Below are 15879 nucleotides of genomic sequence, written 5' to 3'. Positions count from 1 at the left end.
AAATAGTTAAAGAAGACAAGAGAGAAAGCTTAATTCCTTGTGCTCTTAATCCCTAGTACAAAGTGGCGGAAATAAAACTACTATTCCAAATTGACAAAAGCCTACAACAGGAAGCTTTTTGAATGCGTGAATGCGTGACTTCCAAGGCAGCGGTACTAGTCCCCTGTTTATCTATGGTCAATTTTCAAAAAATAATTCACATCAGGTGTAAATTCTCTACGCACTTGCTGAGAACTTTTCGTTTGATTTTTTTACTTTTGATATCCAGCCTTTGTAGTAATTCAAAATCTGGGAATAGGCAATTGTGTCTTCAGAGATCACTTCAAAAAACGAAGGTAGGAAGCGTTGGGGAAATAAGCTGTGTAAAATTTTGGCTATTCTTTGCCGCAACAAAAACTCAATGAATAATATCTTAGATGAGGGAAAAATATAGTCGCTGAGTTCCACCAAGGCATTAACATCTGGCTGACGGCGAATAGTAAAGTGTTCAATAGCTGCTGCAAAATTGTCAGAATACTCTTAGCTAGCAGAGTTCCACTAGGGCCAGTGCCAATAATGACAACTTTCTTGCCCATGACTTTTACCTCCAAATTTTGTTTTTTATTAGCTGGTAGTTAGTGGTTAGTGGTTAGTGGTTGGTGCTTGGTGCTTGGTGGTTAGTAGGGGCGCTGTTTTGTTCGCCTGTAAAGCAGTTGATTAGAAAAATACCAAACAACAAACAACAAACAACCAACAACCTTTACATCATATTTATAGGGTCTACATCTATAGTCAAACTCACAGACTTCGGACAAAGTTGATGCACTTGTTCCCAGTCTGGTAACTGCGGCAATGCATCGGGGGCAAATTTCAGCATGATTTGCCAGCGATAACGATTTGCTACCCGTAAAATACTAGCTGGTGCAGGGCCCAATATATCTAAGCCTTCCTGTTGCGACAAAGCTGTTGCGATCGCCTGGGCTGTATTCTCTACTTCCATCGGATCTAAACTGCTCAGCCGCAATAAAATCAACCTGCCGTGGGGAGGATAATTCAGCGCTTGCCGTTGTTCTAATTCTGCATCGGTGAAAGATTGATAATCATGATTTTGTACCGCTTCTATCACCGGATGCTCTGGGGTATAAGTTTGCACAATCACCTTCCCTGGATCTTCACCTCTACCAGCACGTCCAGCTACCTGAGTTAGGGTTTGAAACGCTCGTTCACTGGCACGATAATCAGATAAATGCAACAAACCATCGGCGGCGACAACTCCTACAAGTGTCACCTGTGGTAGATCCAATCCCTTGGTGAGCATTTGCGTACCCACTAATAAATCTGCTTCGCCGTTGGCAAATTGGGTAAGCAGGGTACGGTGCGCTCCTTTGGTGCGGGTGGTATCGCTATCAAAACGGATAAGACGCAATTCGGGAAATTGCTTTGCTAACTCCTGTGCGACTCGTTGCGTACCGCTACCAAAGAATTTTAAGTAAGGAGAACTGCATTCGGGGCAATTTTTGGGATGCGATCGCGCATAATTGCAGTAATGACAGCGCAACATTTGCGGCGCTCCTTCTTCAGTGTGGTGGTACGCTAGCGATACATCACAGTGTGGGCACTCTAGTACAAATCCACAACTGCGGCAAGACACAAAAGTACTGTGTCCGCGTCGATGGATAAATAAAATTCCCTGCTGACCCCGTTGTTTCAATTGTTGCAAAGCTTCTTGTAGAGATCTACTAAATATAGAACGGTTTCCCTGCTGCAACTCTTGCCGCATATCCACCACTTCTACTGGTGGTAAAGGGCGGGAGTGGATGCGTTCGGGGAGGGAGAGGTAGTGAGATGACACGGGGACACGGGAGCCACTGCGTTGCGGGGGTTCCCCCCGTTGTAGCACGTGGCGTGGACGCGGTGACGCGGTGACAGAAAATTTCTCCGCGTCACCGTGTCTGTCAGTCTTTGTGTCACTGATCCTGACGCTTATCCAACTTTCCAACGATGGCGTCGCTGAACCCAACACTAAGGGACAATTTTCTAATTCTGCCCGCCACTGAGCAACAGTACGAGCGTGGTAGGTGGGAATGGGAGAATCTTGTTTAAAGCTGCTATCGTGTTCTTCATCTAATATAATTAAACCCAAATTGGGCAAAGGAGCGAAAACAGCGCTGCGCGTCCCGATCACTACTTGAGGTTCCCCTGCAAGCATTTGCCGCCAGGTGTCGTAACGTTCTCCCGTTGAGAGGGCGCTGTGGTAAACACTAACTTTGTTGCCAAACCGGGCGCGGAAACGATCGGTTAGCTGGGGTGTAAGCCCAATTTCCGGCACTAAGACGAGGGCGGATTTACCTTGCGCTAGTAAAGGAGCGATCGCTTGTAAATAAACTTCTGTCTTCCCGGAACCAGTGACGCCATGCAGCAGTACTGTGGCATATCCATCTAGTTCCTTGATCGTAGACAATGCCTGAGACTGGGCGAGGCTTAAAGATTTTGGTTGATCTGCTGTTACTGTTGGGCCGCGATCACTTCGTAAGATTTCCCGTTCTTCAATGACAATACAGCCCTTCTCCTCTAGCCTCCTTAAGGTAGGGGTAGTTGTGTTGCAAATTTGCAGGAACTCCGAAAGCCACAACTCACCACCATGACGCCTTAGCACTTCCAAAATTTCTCGTTGACGTTTATTGAGATCGATGGGCGGTATGCTGACAATTAACGTTACTACTGGTTTAGTCTGGGGGCGGGAATATCTGGGCATTTCTATATAAGTTTCCACCCAACCGCGTTGGAGTAATTGCTTCTTGCCCCGATCAAACCCTTTGATCTGGCGTCTCATGAATTTAAAGCTATAGTCTCCGCTACCCTGAGACTGGAGGATTTTGAGAATTTCGCGGGCTGCTAAACCAACAAATTCATTCGCACCGCTGGGAATATTTTCTGGTTTGAGGCGCAGTCTCGTCTGCGATCGCCCTAACAACCCTGGTGGTAAAGCAGTGCGAATGACTTGGATTAGGGGAGTGTAATAGTACTGCGACACCCTTTCTAGTAATTGCCAGTAGCTTTCTCGAAAAAATTTCGGATGGATAACATCTTCTACATCCCTAATTTCTGCGGGTGCAAGATTAGCAGGGGGTTGAGCCAGCAAACGAATAGCTATTCCTCCCACTAGTTGCCTGCCAAATGGCACACTTAAAATATCCCCTAGTTTTACTTCTAACCCTGCTGGCAATCGATAGGTATATAGTTTTTCTTCCTTTTCTCCTTCTTCTGGTTCTGTTACAGCTTCTTTTGCAATTCCTGGACAGTCTACTAGGACTTCAATCCACCGATTTTCATTCGTGTTATGGTTATACGATTCTCCGGCTTGGGCAACGACCAAAGGAGGTAAACTTAGGTCATTAATATACATAGTTCCTCAATTTATAGATAGATATTTATCTTTCCTAGTTGCTGAAAATTTCTTTGCTCATTAAACTATAACTGTCTGTCTTACGACGTTGAAAATGTAGTTCGCAATACTGTCAACAGACATAATACTTGATAAGTTTCCTCTTATGTAATTCCAGCAAAGGAATTAATTTTATCTATATGCAGTAATACGTATTTAAACCAGACCGGACAAAATCAATCTCTTCTGCCTTTTTCAAGTTATTTTTCTCTGTATGCTAAATAGGTAAGGGAGCTTTTCTCCCTATTGATAGATATTAAATGCTCTCAGTATATGAGATGCTTTTTATCAAGCAAGGGATTGCCATGCCTTTTGCTGGGGAAAGTTATCAAGTATCTACAACCCCATCAGTAAGATTCTGTTATGTTCAAGAAATAGCAATGCATGACAAGTAAATTAGCTTAAAAAAATACATGAAGATTTAATAATTTAGAATTAACTAGAATAAGTTTTATATTTGTTAAGTTTGAGCAATTTTGATTGAGGGGGTTTGACATAGTTTGTAATTGAGAAAAAAAATGAGGAATAGTATGGATAGCCGAATTGAAGATGGAAGTTGGAATTACAACTTCCAACATTTCTGAGGAAATGTATCTATCTGTAACTAACAAAATCAAGTCACCAATAGTGTTTCCTCTTGTTATGTTCGGTGAACTTGAGTAATGATAGGCAAAGACTGATGTTCGGGATGGTCTAAAGTTAGCAGAAAATAGTTTTTACCATAAAACAGGTGCATTTGTAACTTATAAAAACTAAAAAGCATCTTAGAGCAGCTGTCACTAATTATGTATGAAACCAAGCAACAATCCCTACAAGAAGCTATGAATATTGCTGAATTGGGAACAATGGAAATAATAGAAAATGCTGCTGAAAATGAAGAACAAATTCTTGATGGTTTAGACGCAGTAGTAGATGAAGAAACCCCAATTGTAGAAAATCTGGAAATAGATGGACGCGATGGGGATGCAATGGCAGCAGCACGACCTTCGGGATACAACAAAACCGAATATGATGATGCTGTGGGCGCGTTTTTTAAAGAGATGGCGCGTTACCCTTTGCTTAAACCAGATGAAGAAGTAGAATTAGCGCGGCGAGTGCGATTTTTAGAGGAAGTAAATGAAATACAAGCTTCCTTACGAGACAATCTAGGATATCAACCTACCAAAGCAAATGTCGCAGAACATTTAGAAATAACAGAAAAGCAGTTAGAAAATCGTTTGTATCAAGGCAGGGTAGCGAAACGCAAAATGATTCGTTCTAACCTACGCCTTGTAGTATCAATAGCCAAACGATATCTAAATCGTGGAGTGCCTTTTCTAGATTTAATCCAAGAAGGGGCAATGGGTTTAAATCGTGCCACAGAAAAGTTCGATCCAGATAAAGGATATAAGTTTTCTACATACGCTTATTGGTGGATTAGACAAGCTATTACAAGGGCGATCGCTAACGATGCACGCACAATTCGCTTGCCCATCCATATTGTTGAAAAACTTAACAAACTTAAGAAAGCACAACGAGAACTCAAACAAAAGCTAGGACGCAATCCCAACGAAATAGAAATGGCGGAATGTTTAGAAATTCCGCCACAACAATTACGTCAACTGCAACAACTACGACGTCAAGCTTTATCCCTCAATCACCGTGTTGGTAAAGAAGAAGATACGGAATTGATGGATTTGCTAGAAGACGACGATAACCTATCTCCAGAGGCAAAAATGAATGAAAGCATGATGCGCCAGGAGATTTGGGAAGTACTGGGCGATGTACTTACCCCAAGGGAGAAAGATGTAATTTCACTGCGATATGGATTGACAACCAGCGAACCCTGTACTCTGGAAGAAGTTGGCAACATGTTCAATCTTTCCCGCGAGCGAGTACGACAGATTCAAAGTAAAGCCATGCGAAAACTGCGGCGTCCCCACATAGCTAAACGCTTAAAGGGTTGGCTAGTTTAAAAAGTCAAAAGTCAAAAGTTAAGAACCTTAAACTATTGACTTATGTATTAACGTCTATGGACTATGGACTATGAACTATTGACTATGGACTCTTGATTAATGACTTCGCGTAGCGATTTAATATTGCGACTGGCCGAACCAAGTGATTGCAGTGCGCTGTTTGACTTAGTTCAAGCGCTAGCAGAATACGAAAAGTTATCTCATGCTGTCACTGGCAACCCTTCGGCCTTAAAGGAGCATTTATTTGGCTCCCCTAAATATGCTGAAGCAATACTAGCAGAATATACAGGGCAAGCTGTAGGTTTTGCCCTATTTTTTCATAATTATTCAACATTCCTCACAAAACCAGGAATATATCTTGAAGATATATTTGTATTATCAGAATATCGGCGCAAAGGTGTTGGCAAAGCTTTGTTGACTAAACTTGCTCAGATAGCAGTAGAGAGAGATTGCGGACGTTTAGAGTGGAGTGTCTTGGATTGGAACGAGCCAGCCCAAACATTTTATCGCCGTATGGGAGCATCAATTTTACCGGATTGGCGAATTTGTCGCGTCACGGGAGAGGCGTTGATTGAGTTGGGGAGATGGGGAGAGTAGGAGAATAACTACTAACTACTAACTACTAACTACTAACTACCAAGCACTAACCACTAACCACTAACCATTATCCAACTTTGACATCCTGTCTTTTGACGAACAAAAGCCGTGAATCCGAGAATTGGTAAGGACTATGGACTTGTTAAGTCTTGTTGGAGAGGAAACACGGAATGAAAAAGATTTTGTCAGTATTATTGCTTGGCATGACCATCTTAACCCTTGCCTTCAATCGCCCTGCTTTAGCAGCAGATGTTGCTAGTGGTGCCAAAGTTTTTGGTAGCAATTGTGCTGCTTGTCACACTGCTGGTAAGAACCTAGTTCAAGCAGATAAAAACTTGAAAAAAGAAGCCTTGGACAAGTACGGGATGTACTCAATGGAGGCAATTATTGCTCAAGTGACAAATGGCAAAAATGCTATGCCTGCTTTTAAAGGTCGTTTAAAACCAGAACAGATTGAGGATGTAGCAGCCTACGTGCTAGAACAAGCTGATAAAGGTTGGAAATAATCGGGATGGGCAATTAGAGGCTAGAAATTAGGGAAGAAACTTACCTAATTTCGCCTCTTGCAAAAATTAGCTGAATGAGTATTTGAAACTACAGAAGCACACATACACACACAGATAAATTGGTTTATGTGTGATTGTCTGTAGTAGTTAACCACACGAACTTTGCGGTGTTTGTAGTGAGCGCTTTAGCGCTCAATTAAGCACGCTTAGTGCTTACTATAGGGCTAGTATTTGATTTTTGAAAAGATACGTAGTACCTAGGTGCGTTACGCCAAAGGCTAACGCACCATTCTATGTTTTTGGTGCCGTACTCTCGCCGATCGCACACCCTACGTGTACTTAGATTTTTTCAATCATCAAACCGGATTCCTATACGAACCTAGCAAAGTTGACTTGCTAGACTAGTAGTTTCATGCCAAATCCGCGTCTAAAGCGTTCACTGCAAGCTCTTAAGATGCACATTTTAGAATCTTGATACAGCATGGGTTTTAGAACTCCCGAAAAATGTGCTTCTTAAATATACTCCGCCGAAATGGTCATACTTCCATCACAACTGCCCAAAGATTTCTCTAAACATGAGATTGACAAACTCCTTGCCCTTGTGGAATGAAACAGCCCTGCTTTTTAAGAGGAGTTGGGGGGATCATCTATAATCCTGCCTCTGAATTTGTCGCAGACGAGCAGCATCACGCATATCATATTCAGGGCGACAAAAACGATTTAACTGCGCTTCAAAAAATTCCCGATTAGCTTGTAAATGCTTGGGATTTGGATCGTCTAATGGATATAAAAGCGCAGTTCGCAAAGCTTGAATTACCGCAGAAGTGACATTGTACATTGAGCGTTGGAAACTAATTCCCAACTGAATCAACATATCATCTTCACCCCGGCAATATTGCTTGTAATAATCTACAAGATATTGAGGCAAGAAATGCAACATATCTTGCATCAAAAGTGTTGGTGGGATGCCCGCAGTCCCAACAGGAAATACGTCTGCATATAAAATACCGTAGTGGAAATCTTCTTGCCGATCGGGAACTTGCCTCGCTTGAGCATTGTAAGACTTTGTACCCCGGAAAGGAGCAGTACGATAGAAAACAGCTTCTACGTAGGGCAATGCCGCTTCGTAAAGCCAGGTGAAACCCTTAGATTTGGGGATAATTTCGTAGCATTCCCCACGAATATAAACATGATGGTAAATGGGACGACCGGCGATCGCAAAAATTCCATTCACCAAAAAATTCATGGCATCGGGGACGCCTTTAAATCCGCCTTCGTCATAGATGTCTGACATTTCAAAGAAAACCGGCGCCATGACTTCCCAGAACAAACCGAGATTAGCGTAGTAAGACATCTGGCGGCACTGTTCCAAAAACATATCTGGAAACAGTTTGTAAAGTCCCAGCATTAAGGGATTACCTTTGAAGTATGCCTTAATTGCCCGATCGGCATTTGCTTTGTACTCTTCACTATCCAGATAAGCGTCAAATTGGTTCACTGGTGCGTACATATGTCGATGCCAAAGCATCGCCCGCATACAAGCTTCGGCAAACTCCATATTGATGCGATCGTGAAACCAGTGATGGAACAACTTTGGCATTTTGAAAGTTTCGCCCTTTTCCATAAATGCCAACAGTTCCGGATGGGCAGTCGCTTCACCGCGCCAAATTCGTAAATCGGCGTCATCACCAGCATAATGATTATGCCGCTCTAAATACTCTTTAGAAATGAAATATTTAAAAAAGGGAAATGGATCTAAAAAAACCTGTTCGGCAATATAAAGCAAATCGCGCCAGTAGAAATCCATCGGCACTGCATAAGCTTTATAAATGCCGATAATTTGCATCAAATTTTCTGGCGTATCCGGTAACATTGAACCGCCTGCTTCTAAGCGGTGAATTACTTCTGCAAATTCATGAGTAGAAGGCGGTAATTTAGTTGTAAGTTTATCTGCGGTTTGTATCATTTATCATTTCCCTTAAATAAATCACAATTTTTTCAACACTACAAAAAAGCTAGTACCGCTGCGCGGAAGTCAAAAGTCAAAAGTCAAAAGTTAAAAGAATTATTTTTTCCTCCACTCCTCTACTCTCCTCCTCATTCTTTGAGGGCTAGTTGAGGAGTGACAGTTTTTTCCAAAGGAGGAACTGCTGCAACCATCGCCGTTGTTGTTGGTTCAGCCCAACGCACCAACCAGGTGGGTTGTACTCCTAAGAACAAGATTAAGCCTGCTAAGATCAGGGCTGGCATTTTTTCATGCCATTGCACTCGCGGATAGTAGGCAAGATTGTTGTCGAGTTTGCCAAAACAGGTGCGGTTAAGCAAGATAACGAAGTAGACAGCGGTTAAACCAGTCGCCACTACACATAATAGAGTGGGGATGGGAAAGACGGAGAAACTGCCTTGGAAGACGATAAATTCAGCGATGAACCCTGTCATACCGGGAATACCCGCGCTAGCCATGCCGCCTAAAACAAGTAGGGCGCTAGTCAGGGGTAAACCGCGTATGGGACTCATTAAACCGTTGAGGACATCCAACTCGCGGGTTCCTACCTTGGCTTCTACGACTCCTACTAAGTGGAAGAGAATAGCAAGGATAATACCGTGGCTAACCATTTGGGCAACTGCGCCGACGAGGGCGAGGGGTGTACTAGCAGCAGCAGCTAGGAGGATGTAGCCCATGTGACCGATAGAACTGTATGCCACCATCCGCTTGATGTCTTTTTGAGCGATCGCTGTTACTGCACCATACATTGCACTAACTGCACCCCAAATTGCTAAAGTTGGCGCCAGAATACTCCAAGCTTCGGGAAATAACGCCATCCCAAACCGCAAAACTCCGTATGTGCCCAACTTCGCCAGCACCCCACCAAGAAGAATAGCAATAGGGGCGGAAGCTTCTACGTAAGCATCTGGCAACCACGTATGCAAGGGAATTAAGGGAATTTTGATACCAAAACCTAGTAAGATTCCTGCTAGCAGGATGATTTGTAATGTTGTAGAAAGGGCTTGGGTAGAAAGCGCATCGTAATTAAAGCTGGAGGAACCAGTCAACCAGACAATGCCCAAGAAGGTAGCTAGAATTAAAGCTCCTGAAACAGCAGTATAAATCAGGAATTTGATCCCAGCATAGCCTCGTTTTTCACCACCCCAAATGCTAATTAGCAAATAAAAGGGTATTAATTCTAGTTCGTAAAACAGGAAGAAAAGCAGTAAATTCTCTGCTAAAAAAGCACCGGCAACCCCTCCACTAACAAATAAAATCAAGGAATAGAAAAGCCGAGGGCGTTCAGTTTGCCGACTGCTGCTGTAAATAGCAATCCAAGTGAGCAGACTATTTAAAACCAGCAACAAAATAGAAATTCCATCGACTCCTAGCTGATAACTCAAACCAAGGGTTTCAATCCAGGGTAAATACTCTTGTAATTGCATTCCTGGATTGTTGATGTCAAATTTAAGTAAGAGAAAAAGATTCCACAGCAGAACTATTCCAGAACAAAATAATGCTCCTAAACGAACACGATTGGCAGGAATAGTTCCAGGTAATAATGCTATAATCGCAGCCCCAAAAATTGGCAGCCAAATTAAAACGCTTAACATGGTAATTGTTAGTTAGTAGATAGTAGATAGTAGATAGTAGTTGGTAGTTGGTAGTTAGTAGTTTGTTGAATTTCCTACTAACCACTAACTACTAACCACTAACCATTCGCGAAATTAAAACATCATTTCTAAAACCTGATTTCCCCAGTATTGCCACGTAACAAATATTCCTAAAACACCTACTCCTAGCAATACGGTAAAAGCATAAAACTGGGTTTGTCCGGAGGTGCTGTACTTAAGACCTTCGCCACCACCGATAGAAGCTAAACCAACCAGATTAACAATGCCATCGACTACGAAGCGGTCAACAATATCGGCTAGTTTAGAAATAAGGTCAACACTCAAAACAATACTCATCCGATAAAGTTTGGGGGTGTAAAAGTCGTAGGCAATCAAATCTTGTAAACCTTTCCAGGGGAGGCGAATCGGTTTTGGCACATTGCCCAGATAAATTACGCCACTGATGCTGCAACCAAAAATACTCGACCAAACTAGAAGTAGTGCGACATCTTTATTTAGATCTGCCCAACTGGGTAGAAGTGATAAACTTTGCAAAATTAAGGGAAGATGAAGGGTAAAGCCCATCAGAATTATCATGGGTAGCGCCATTTGCCAACTAACTTCGGGCGATCGCTCACTCATTTGCTTGGGTTTGCCACCAAAGATTTGACAGAATTCCCTCGTTAAACTAAAAGCTGTCAAAGCGTTTACCGCGATTACTATTCCTACCAGCCAAGGTTTAGTTGCCCACAGTCCATCCGCCAGTTTCAACAATGCCCAAAAACTACCCAAAGGCGGAAAACCAATTAACCCCAAAGTACCAACCACATAGGTGAGTCCCGATACCGGACGGCGTGACCAAAGTCCGCCTAACTGCGTGACGTTTTGGGTAATGCTGTTCCAAACAACGGCACCAGTACTCATCACCAACAGCGCTGCACTCAAAGCGTGGGTGAGTACCAATAACAGTGCTGCTTCGTCTTGCTGCGTACCTACGGCGATGAACACCAAACCCATGTAAGCACTAACAGAATAAGATAAGCAGCGTTTAATATCAACTTGGGCGATCGCAATTAAGGAAGCACCCACCGCAGTCACCGCACCAATACCTATCATTGCAGAGGAAACTATGGGCGAGAGGCTGAAAACAGGTTGCAATTTAATTAACACCCAAGCACCACTGGCAACTACTACTGAGTTACGCAAAATTGTGCTGGGAATGGGCCCTTCCATTGCTTCATCCAACCACAAATGCAGAGGAAACTGGGCGCACTTACCCATCGGCCCTGCAACTAGCGCCAAACCTACCAGTGCCATCAGTGTCGGGTTGACGTTAGCAGTAGCTGCCCACTCTGCTAATTCCGTATAATTCCAAGTTCCTGCTAGAGGCCATATTGCCAACACACCCATCAGCAGAAATAAGTCTCCTACCCGTTTAGTTAAGAATGCATCTCTAGCACCCGTAACTACCAAAGGTTGGCTGAACCACAACCCAACTAACAAGTAGGTTCCCAGAGTCAGGACTTCCAAAATTACATAGCTGAAGAATAAGTTATTGCACAGGGCAAGGGCACACAATCCAGCTTCAAACATTCCCAACAGAGAATAGAAGCGTCCCCAACCCCAGTCCATCTCCATGTAGCCAATGGCGTAAATCTGTGCTAGCAAATTTAAGCCTGCAATCACAACCATTGCGCCAACACTGATTGAAGAGATTTCTAAATCAATGGAAAGGTTTAAACCGGCAGTACTCAACCAAGGTATAGATACCTGATAGGCGGGCTGATTCCAAATCGCTGGAAATGCCAAAGCCGCATGAACAAATGCAATAAATGTCATGATTAAATTGACATAACCCGCCGGTCTTGGCCCCGTGCGCCAAATAATTCCCGGCGACCAAGGAACCGCTGAAAGCCCGCCGATCAAGGCATATAAAGGTACTAACCAAACGGTCTCAAGCAAGAACTGAGCCATTAACTCACCTCTAGATTTGCAGCAAAACAAAGAGCGGTTGTCAACATGCAACCATTACTTCCAGACAACGCAGGTATGAAAATGAAAGCAAAATTAATTTTTGTTTAATCTTATTAAAAATAGATTAGCTTTATGTGTCTCAAAAGGGAATTACTTGATATAGACAATTAAGCGATGCTTGCTCTAATAAATTCTTATATATTTGATTTCAATAGTTACTATTACGTTAAATCTATGTTGCATATAATCTTGCAACATAAATTTTCTATCTCTCTTCTCGTCTTTCCTCTTCTCCCACTCTCCCCCCTCCCTTGTCCGATCCATTGACAGTTGACTCATCAGTAAGAAATCATGGCTAAAAAAAATCGTCACCAACCTTCAGCAGTAACTAAGCCAGATACAGACGACTTCTATCACCAACCTGGAACTATACCGGGAACCATTATCATTGATGCAGATGCGCCACCGTCAACAATAGTGTTAATCGACTATAACCAAACTGATGCCATCCACAAGCAAGTAGAAACCCCAGAAGAGTGTGCTCCTTATCTAGATACTGAGTCGGTAAGTTGGGTCGATGTAAGTGGTTTAGGTAGTGAAGATATTTTGCAAAGATTGGGTCAGGTTTTTGATTTACATCCTTTGGTGTTAGAAGACATAGTTAATGTGCCGGAACGTCCAAAGGTAGAGGATTATGAAGACCAATTAGTTATTATTGCGCGGATGGTGATGCCAAAGAAGAAAAAAAATCATGGCTTTCATAGCGAGCAAGTAAGTTTAGTGTTGGGAAAATATTACTTGCTGACAGTTCAGGAGGAACCAAAACGGGATTGCTTTGAATCAGTGCGATCGCGCATTTTTAAAAATAAAGGTGTCATCCGCAAACAAGGAGCCGATTATTTAGCTTACACTCTCTTAGATGCAATTATTGATGGCTTTTTTCCTGTCTTAGAAAATTATGGTGAGTGGATTGAAGATTTAGAGGAAGAAGTCATCATGAAGCCTACTCGTAGAACGCTCAAAAAAATATATAGAGTTAGGCGAGATTTACTGCAACTGCGTCGCGCTATTTGGCCTCAACGTAATGCAATTAATTCCTTAATTCAAGACCGTAGTGAAATAATCAGTGAGGAGGTAAGAATCTATTTGCGAGACTGTTACGATCATGCCGTGCAAGTGATGGATATGGTGGAAAATTATCGGGAAATTGCATCTAGTTTAATGGATATGTATCTCTCATCTTTAGGTAACAAAACAAATGAAGTTATGAAACTGCTAACAGTAGTTTCATCAATATTTATTCCCTTGACTTTTATTGCTGGTATATACGGGATGAACTTTAATACAGAGAAATCACCATATAATATGCCTGAGTTGAATTGGTATTGGGGTTATCCTGTTTGTTTGGCTTTGATGGCAATAATTGCTATTAGCTTGTTATTCATTTTTTGGCGAAGCGGGTGGATGACAAATGATTCAATCGTTGACAATAGTAAAAATTCTAGCAATTCTAAATGATTTTTGGTAGCCAACCATGTTTATCTAATAAATCTAGTTTTTGGAATTAAACCTTACAGTTACTAACTCAAAGATAATTGTTCTATAGTTGTAAATTGGTCAGCCTTCACACATTAAAATCTTGAAAGGGAGTTAATATTTATGGTAGCAAGAAACGAAAGTAATTTAATTTTTTTGACGCTATATATTATTGGCGTCACATATACATTTACAAAGATGATCGAGTCCATCGACGATAAAATTAAGTTTACCTTTCAAAAAGCAGCCGTCGATGAACAACTGAAAGATAAAAACCTCCAAGATGATATTGGTATATCTTTTAAACTTAGTCCTTCACACTTTATTGATGAGTTAAAAGAATTAACTGTAAATATTGAGAATAAATCTAAGAATCTTGCTCTATACGTAGACTGGGACAATTGCTCTTTGGTAGTTGAATATAATAAACAATCGCGGCGAGTTATTAGGAAATCACCAGATCTGACTCGTGATTTAGCCGTACCGCAAAGTCCTAGTCTAATCGCTCCCACGAAAACGCTGTCAGCAGCAGTGACAGCTGAAGATGTTTTCAAGCTTGATGAGTTAACAAAAACATACCAAACAAAGACCCCTTTGATTAATATCAGCGCCCTAGAAAAAAGTCCAATCAAAGCACAAAGAATTTTATTTAGAAACTTTATAGAAAGGAAAGTGGAACTGGAATTTTCTTTGCAGTTGGTATTAAGGATATCCGAATTACGAGTAGGTCTGGCTCCTGGTGAAAATAAACCTCCCATGTGTATTATCAATTGTCCCTTCATAGTTAAAAAATTACCTTGGAGTTACGCCATGCCTTGGAATAGAAGACGATGATTCTTGATTGGAAAAAGGGACAAAAGGGAAGGGAAAAGCTTATTTTCACAAGCAGCTGGTGATACCTACTTGAATCAGTGATGCCATCCAAGACTACACTGGATATAAGGAGAGAGTTGGCGTAGGCGGTTGCAGACTAGTCAGTTTATGACTGGTTTGAGGAAAGTCCGGGCTCCCGAAAGACCAAACTTGCTGGGTAACGCCCAGTGCGAGTGATCGCGAGGATAGTGCCACAGAAACATACCGCCAGAAAAAGGGACTGGGGACTAGGGACTGGGGGCTAGGGAAAAATTTTCCCAATCCCCGATCCCCGATCCCCAACTCCCTTCTACGGTAAGGGTGCAAAGGTGCGGTAAGAGCGCACCAGCACGACCGAGAGGTCGTGGCTCGGTAAACCCCGGTTGGGAGCAAGGCAGATGGAACTATGGTTGGTCTTTTACCAGTTCCGCAAAAAGGAGCCGCTTGAGGCACCTGGTAACAGGTGTCCCAGATAGATAACCGCCCTCTACAAAGAGAACAGAACCCGGCTTACTACCGACTCTCTCCCTAATTTTGTCATTTGTCATTTGTCATTTGTCCTTTATTCAAAGTTAATGGCTAATGACCAATGACCAATGACTAATGACTAGTGACTATACTAATGACCCTCGCTTATCCACGCCGTCAACGACAACTTGAAAGTTTAGTCAGAAAATTCGGTTTGCCAGCAGAAGCACCGATTCAGTGGCACCTGCTGGACTTAGCATTGACTCATCCCACTGTCTCGGAGTCGGCAAATTATGAACATCTCGAATTTGTGGGAGATGCAGTGGTGCGGTTGGTGGCGGCGATTGTGTTGTGGGAGAATTACCCAGATTGTCCAGTAGGGGATTATGCAGCAATTCGTTCGGTGTTGGTAAGCGATCGCATTCTCGCTCAGCTAGCTCGCTCCTATGGTTTGGAACTATACTTACTTGTTGCTGGCAGTGCTACTGCTGATAAAGTTGGTCAACAGTCAAGACTAGCAGATGCCTTTGAAGCAGTTCTGGGAGCGCTTTACCTCAGTACTAATAATTTGGATTTGATCCGTCCTTGGCTAGACCCTCACTTCAAAGAACTAGCAGCAGAAATTCGCCTCGATCCAGCCAGACTTAACTACAAAGCTGCCCTGCAAGAATGGACTCAAGCTCAGTTTAAAGTTTTGCCAGAATATCGGGTTGTAGAAATCAGTCAACCGCATAACAATCAAGAGCGTTTCATTGCTCAAGTATGGCTGCACGGACAAAAGCTTGGTGAAGGCAAGGGGCGCTCGATCAAAGCCGCCGAACAAGCAGCAGCGAAAGTTGCTTTTTTAACAATAGATACCCGGGGAAACACTGAACTCGAAAGGTAATAAATAAGCTGATAATCAGTTAGTTGTTATTTGTCCTTTGTCATTGGTCATTTGGTAGTGACCAATGACAAATGATCAATG

At 42.5% G+C, this 15879-nt stretch carries 11 protein-coding genes and 1 other RNA gene; 7 read left to right on the top strand and 5 right to left on the bottom strand.

The genetic code is table 11. The annotated features are described in order from the left end of the window. Positions 1-374: 374 nt before the first annotated feature. Both FIS9605_RS42965 and priA read right to left on the bottom strand, forming a co-directional pair. A complete protein-coding gene (locus FIS9605_RS42965) occupies positions 375-575 on the bottom strand; it encodes a hypothetical protein (RefSeq protein ID WP_155960502.1) in 201 nt (66 codons plus the stop codon). 164 nt (positions 576-739) lie between these two features. Continuing rightward, positions 740-3385 (bottom strand): primosomal protein N', encoded by a 2646-nt coding sequence (gene priA / locus FIS9605_RS0123615; RefSeq protein WP_026734799.1) that lies wholly within the window; start codon positions 3383-3385, stop codon positions 740-742. Between the two features lie 824 nt (positions 3386-4209). Between priA and FIS9605_RS0123610 the strand changes: the two genes are divergently transcribed. The 3 genes from FIS9605_RS0123610 to petJ all read left to right on the top strand — a co-directional run bounded on the left by FIS9605_RS0123610 (position 4210) and on the right by petJ (position 6482). Beyond that, positions 4210-5379, top strand: a complete 1170-nt coding sequence (locus tag FIS9605_RS0123610) for an RpoD/SigA family RNA polymerase sigma factor (RefSeq protein WP_026734798.1) — start codon at positions 4210-4212, stop codon at positions 5377-5379. Between the two features lie 99 nt (positions 5380-5478). Next, on the top strand, positions 5479-5976 hold the full coding sequence (locus tag FIS9605_RS0123605; protein ID WP_026734797.1) for a GNAT family N-acetyltransferase: 498 nt from the start codon (positions 5479-5481) through the stop codon (positions 5974-5976). Positions 5977-6146: 170 nt separating this feature from the next. Beyond that, complete coding sequence (gene petJ / locus FIS9605_RS0123600) at positions 6147-6482, top strand: cytochrome c6 PetJ (protein WP_026734796.1); 336 nt, start codon at positions 6147-6149, stop codon at positions 6480-6482. Positions 6483-7125: 643 nt separating this feature from the next. Here the strand turns inward: petJ and FIS9605_RS0123595 are convergent. The 3 genes from FIS9605_RS0123595 to FIS9605_RS0123585 form a co-directional block, all read right to left on the bottom strand. Next, on the bottom strand, positions 7126-8448 hold the full coding sequence (locus FIS9605_RS0123595; protein WP_026734795.1) for a CO2 hydration protein: 1323 nt from the start codon (positions 8446-8448) through the stop codon (positions 7126-7128). Positions 8449-8579: 131 nt separating this feature from the next. After that, a complete protein-coding gene (locus FIS9605_RS0123590) occupies positions 8580-10082 on the bottom strand; it encodes an NADH-quinone oxidoreductase subunit M (RefSeq protein ID WP_026734794.1) in 1503 nt (500 codons plus the stop codon). A gap of 114 nt (positions 10083-10196) precedes the next feature. Continuing rightward, a complete protein-coding gene (locus FIS9605_RS0123585; protein WP_026734793.1) occupies positions 10197-12056 on the bottom strand; it encodes an NAD(P)H-quinone oxidoreductase subunit F in 1860 nt (619 codons plus the stop codon). 351 nt (positions 12057-12407) lie between these two features. Between FIS9605_RS0123585 and corA the strand changes: the two genes are divergently transcribed. The 4 genes from corA to rnc all read left to right on the top strand — a co-directional run bounded on the left by corA (position 12408) and on the right by rnc (position 15798). Next, positions 12408-13574, top strand: a complete 1167-nt coding sequence (corA, locus tag FIS9605_RS0123575) for a magnesium/cobalt transporter CorA (protein ID WP_026734792.1) — start codon at positions 12408-12410, stop codon at positions 13572-13574. Between the two features lie 141 nt (positions 13575-13715). Then, positions 13716-14426 carry a hypothetical protein gene (locus FIS9605_RS0123570; protein ID WP_026734791.1) on the top strand — a complete coding sequence of 237 codons (711 nt, stop codon included), beginning with the start codon at positions 13716-13718 and terminating at the stop codon, positions 14424-14426. A gap of 111 nt (positions 14427-14537) precedes the next feature. Further along, an RNA gene (gene rnpB, locus FIS9605_RS40010) (RNase P RNA component class A) lies at positions 14538-14973 on the top strand. Between the two features lie 93 nt (positions 14974-15066). Next, positions 15067-15798, top strand: a complete 732-nt coding sequence (gene rnc / locus FIS9605_RS0123565; RefSeq protein WP_026734790.1) for a ribonuclease III — start codon at positions 15067-15069, stop codon at positions 15796-15798. Positions 15799-15879: the final 81 nt, after the last annotated feature.

Origin of the sequence: Fischerella sp. PCC 9605 (genome assembly GCF_000517105.1) — a bacterium.
In the GTDB taxonomy this organism is placed as follows: domain Bacteria; phylum Cyanobacteriota; class Cyanobacteriia; order Cyanobacteriales; family Nostocaceae; genus PCC9605.
This window is presented reverse-complemented; position numbering and strand designations above follow the sequence as displayed.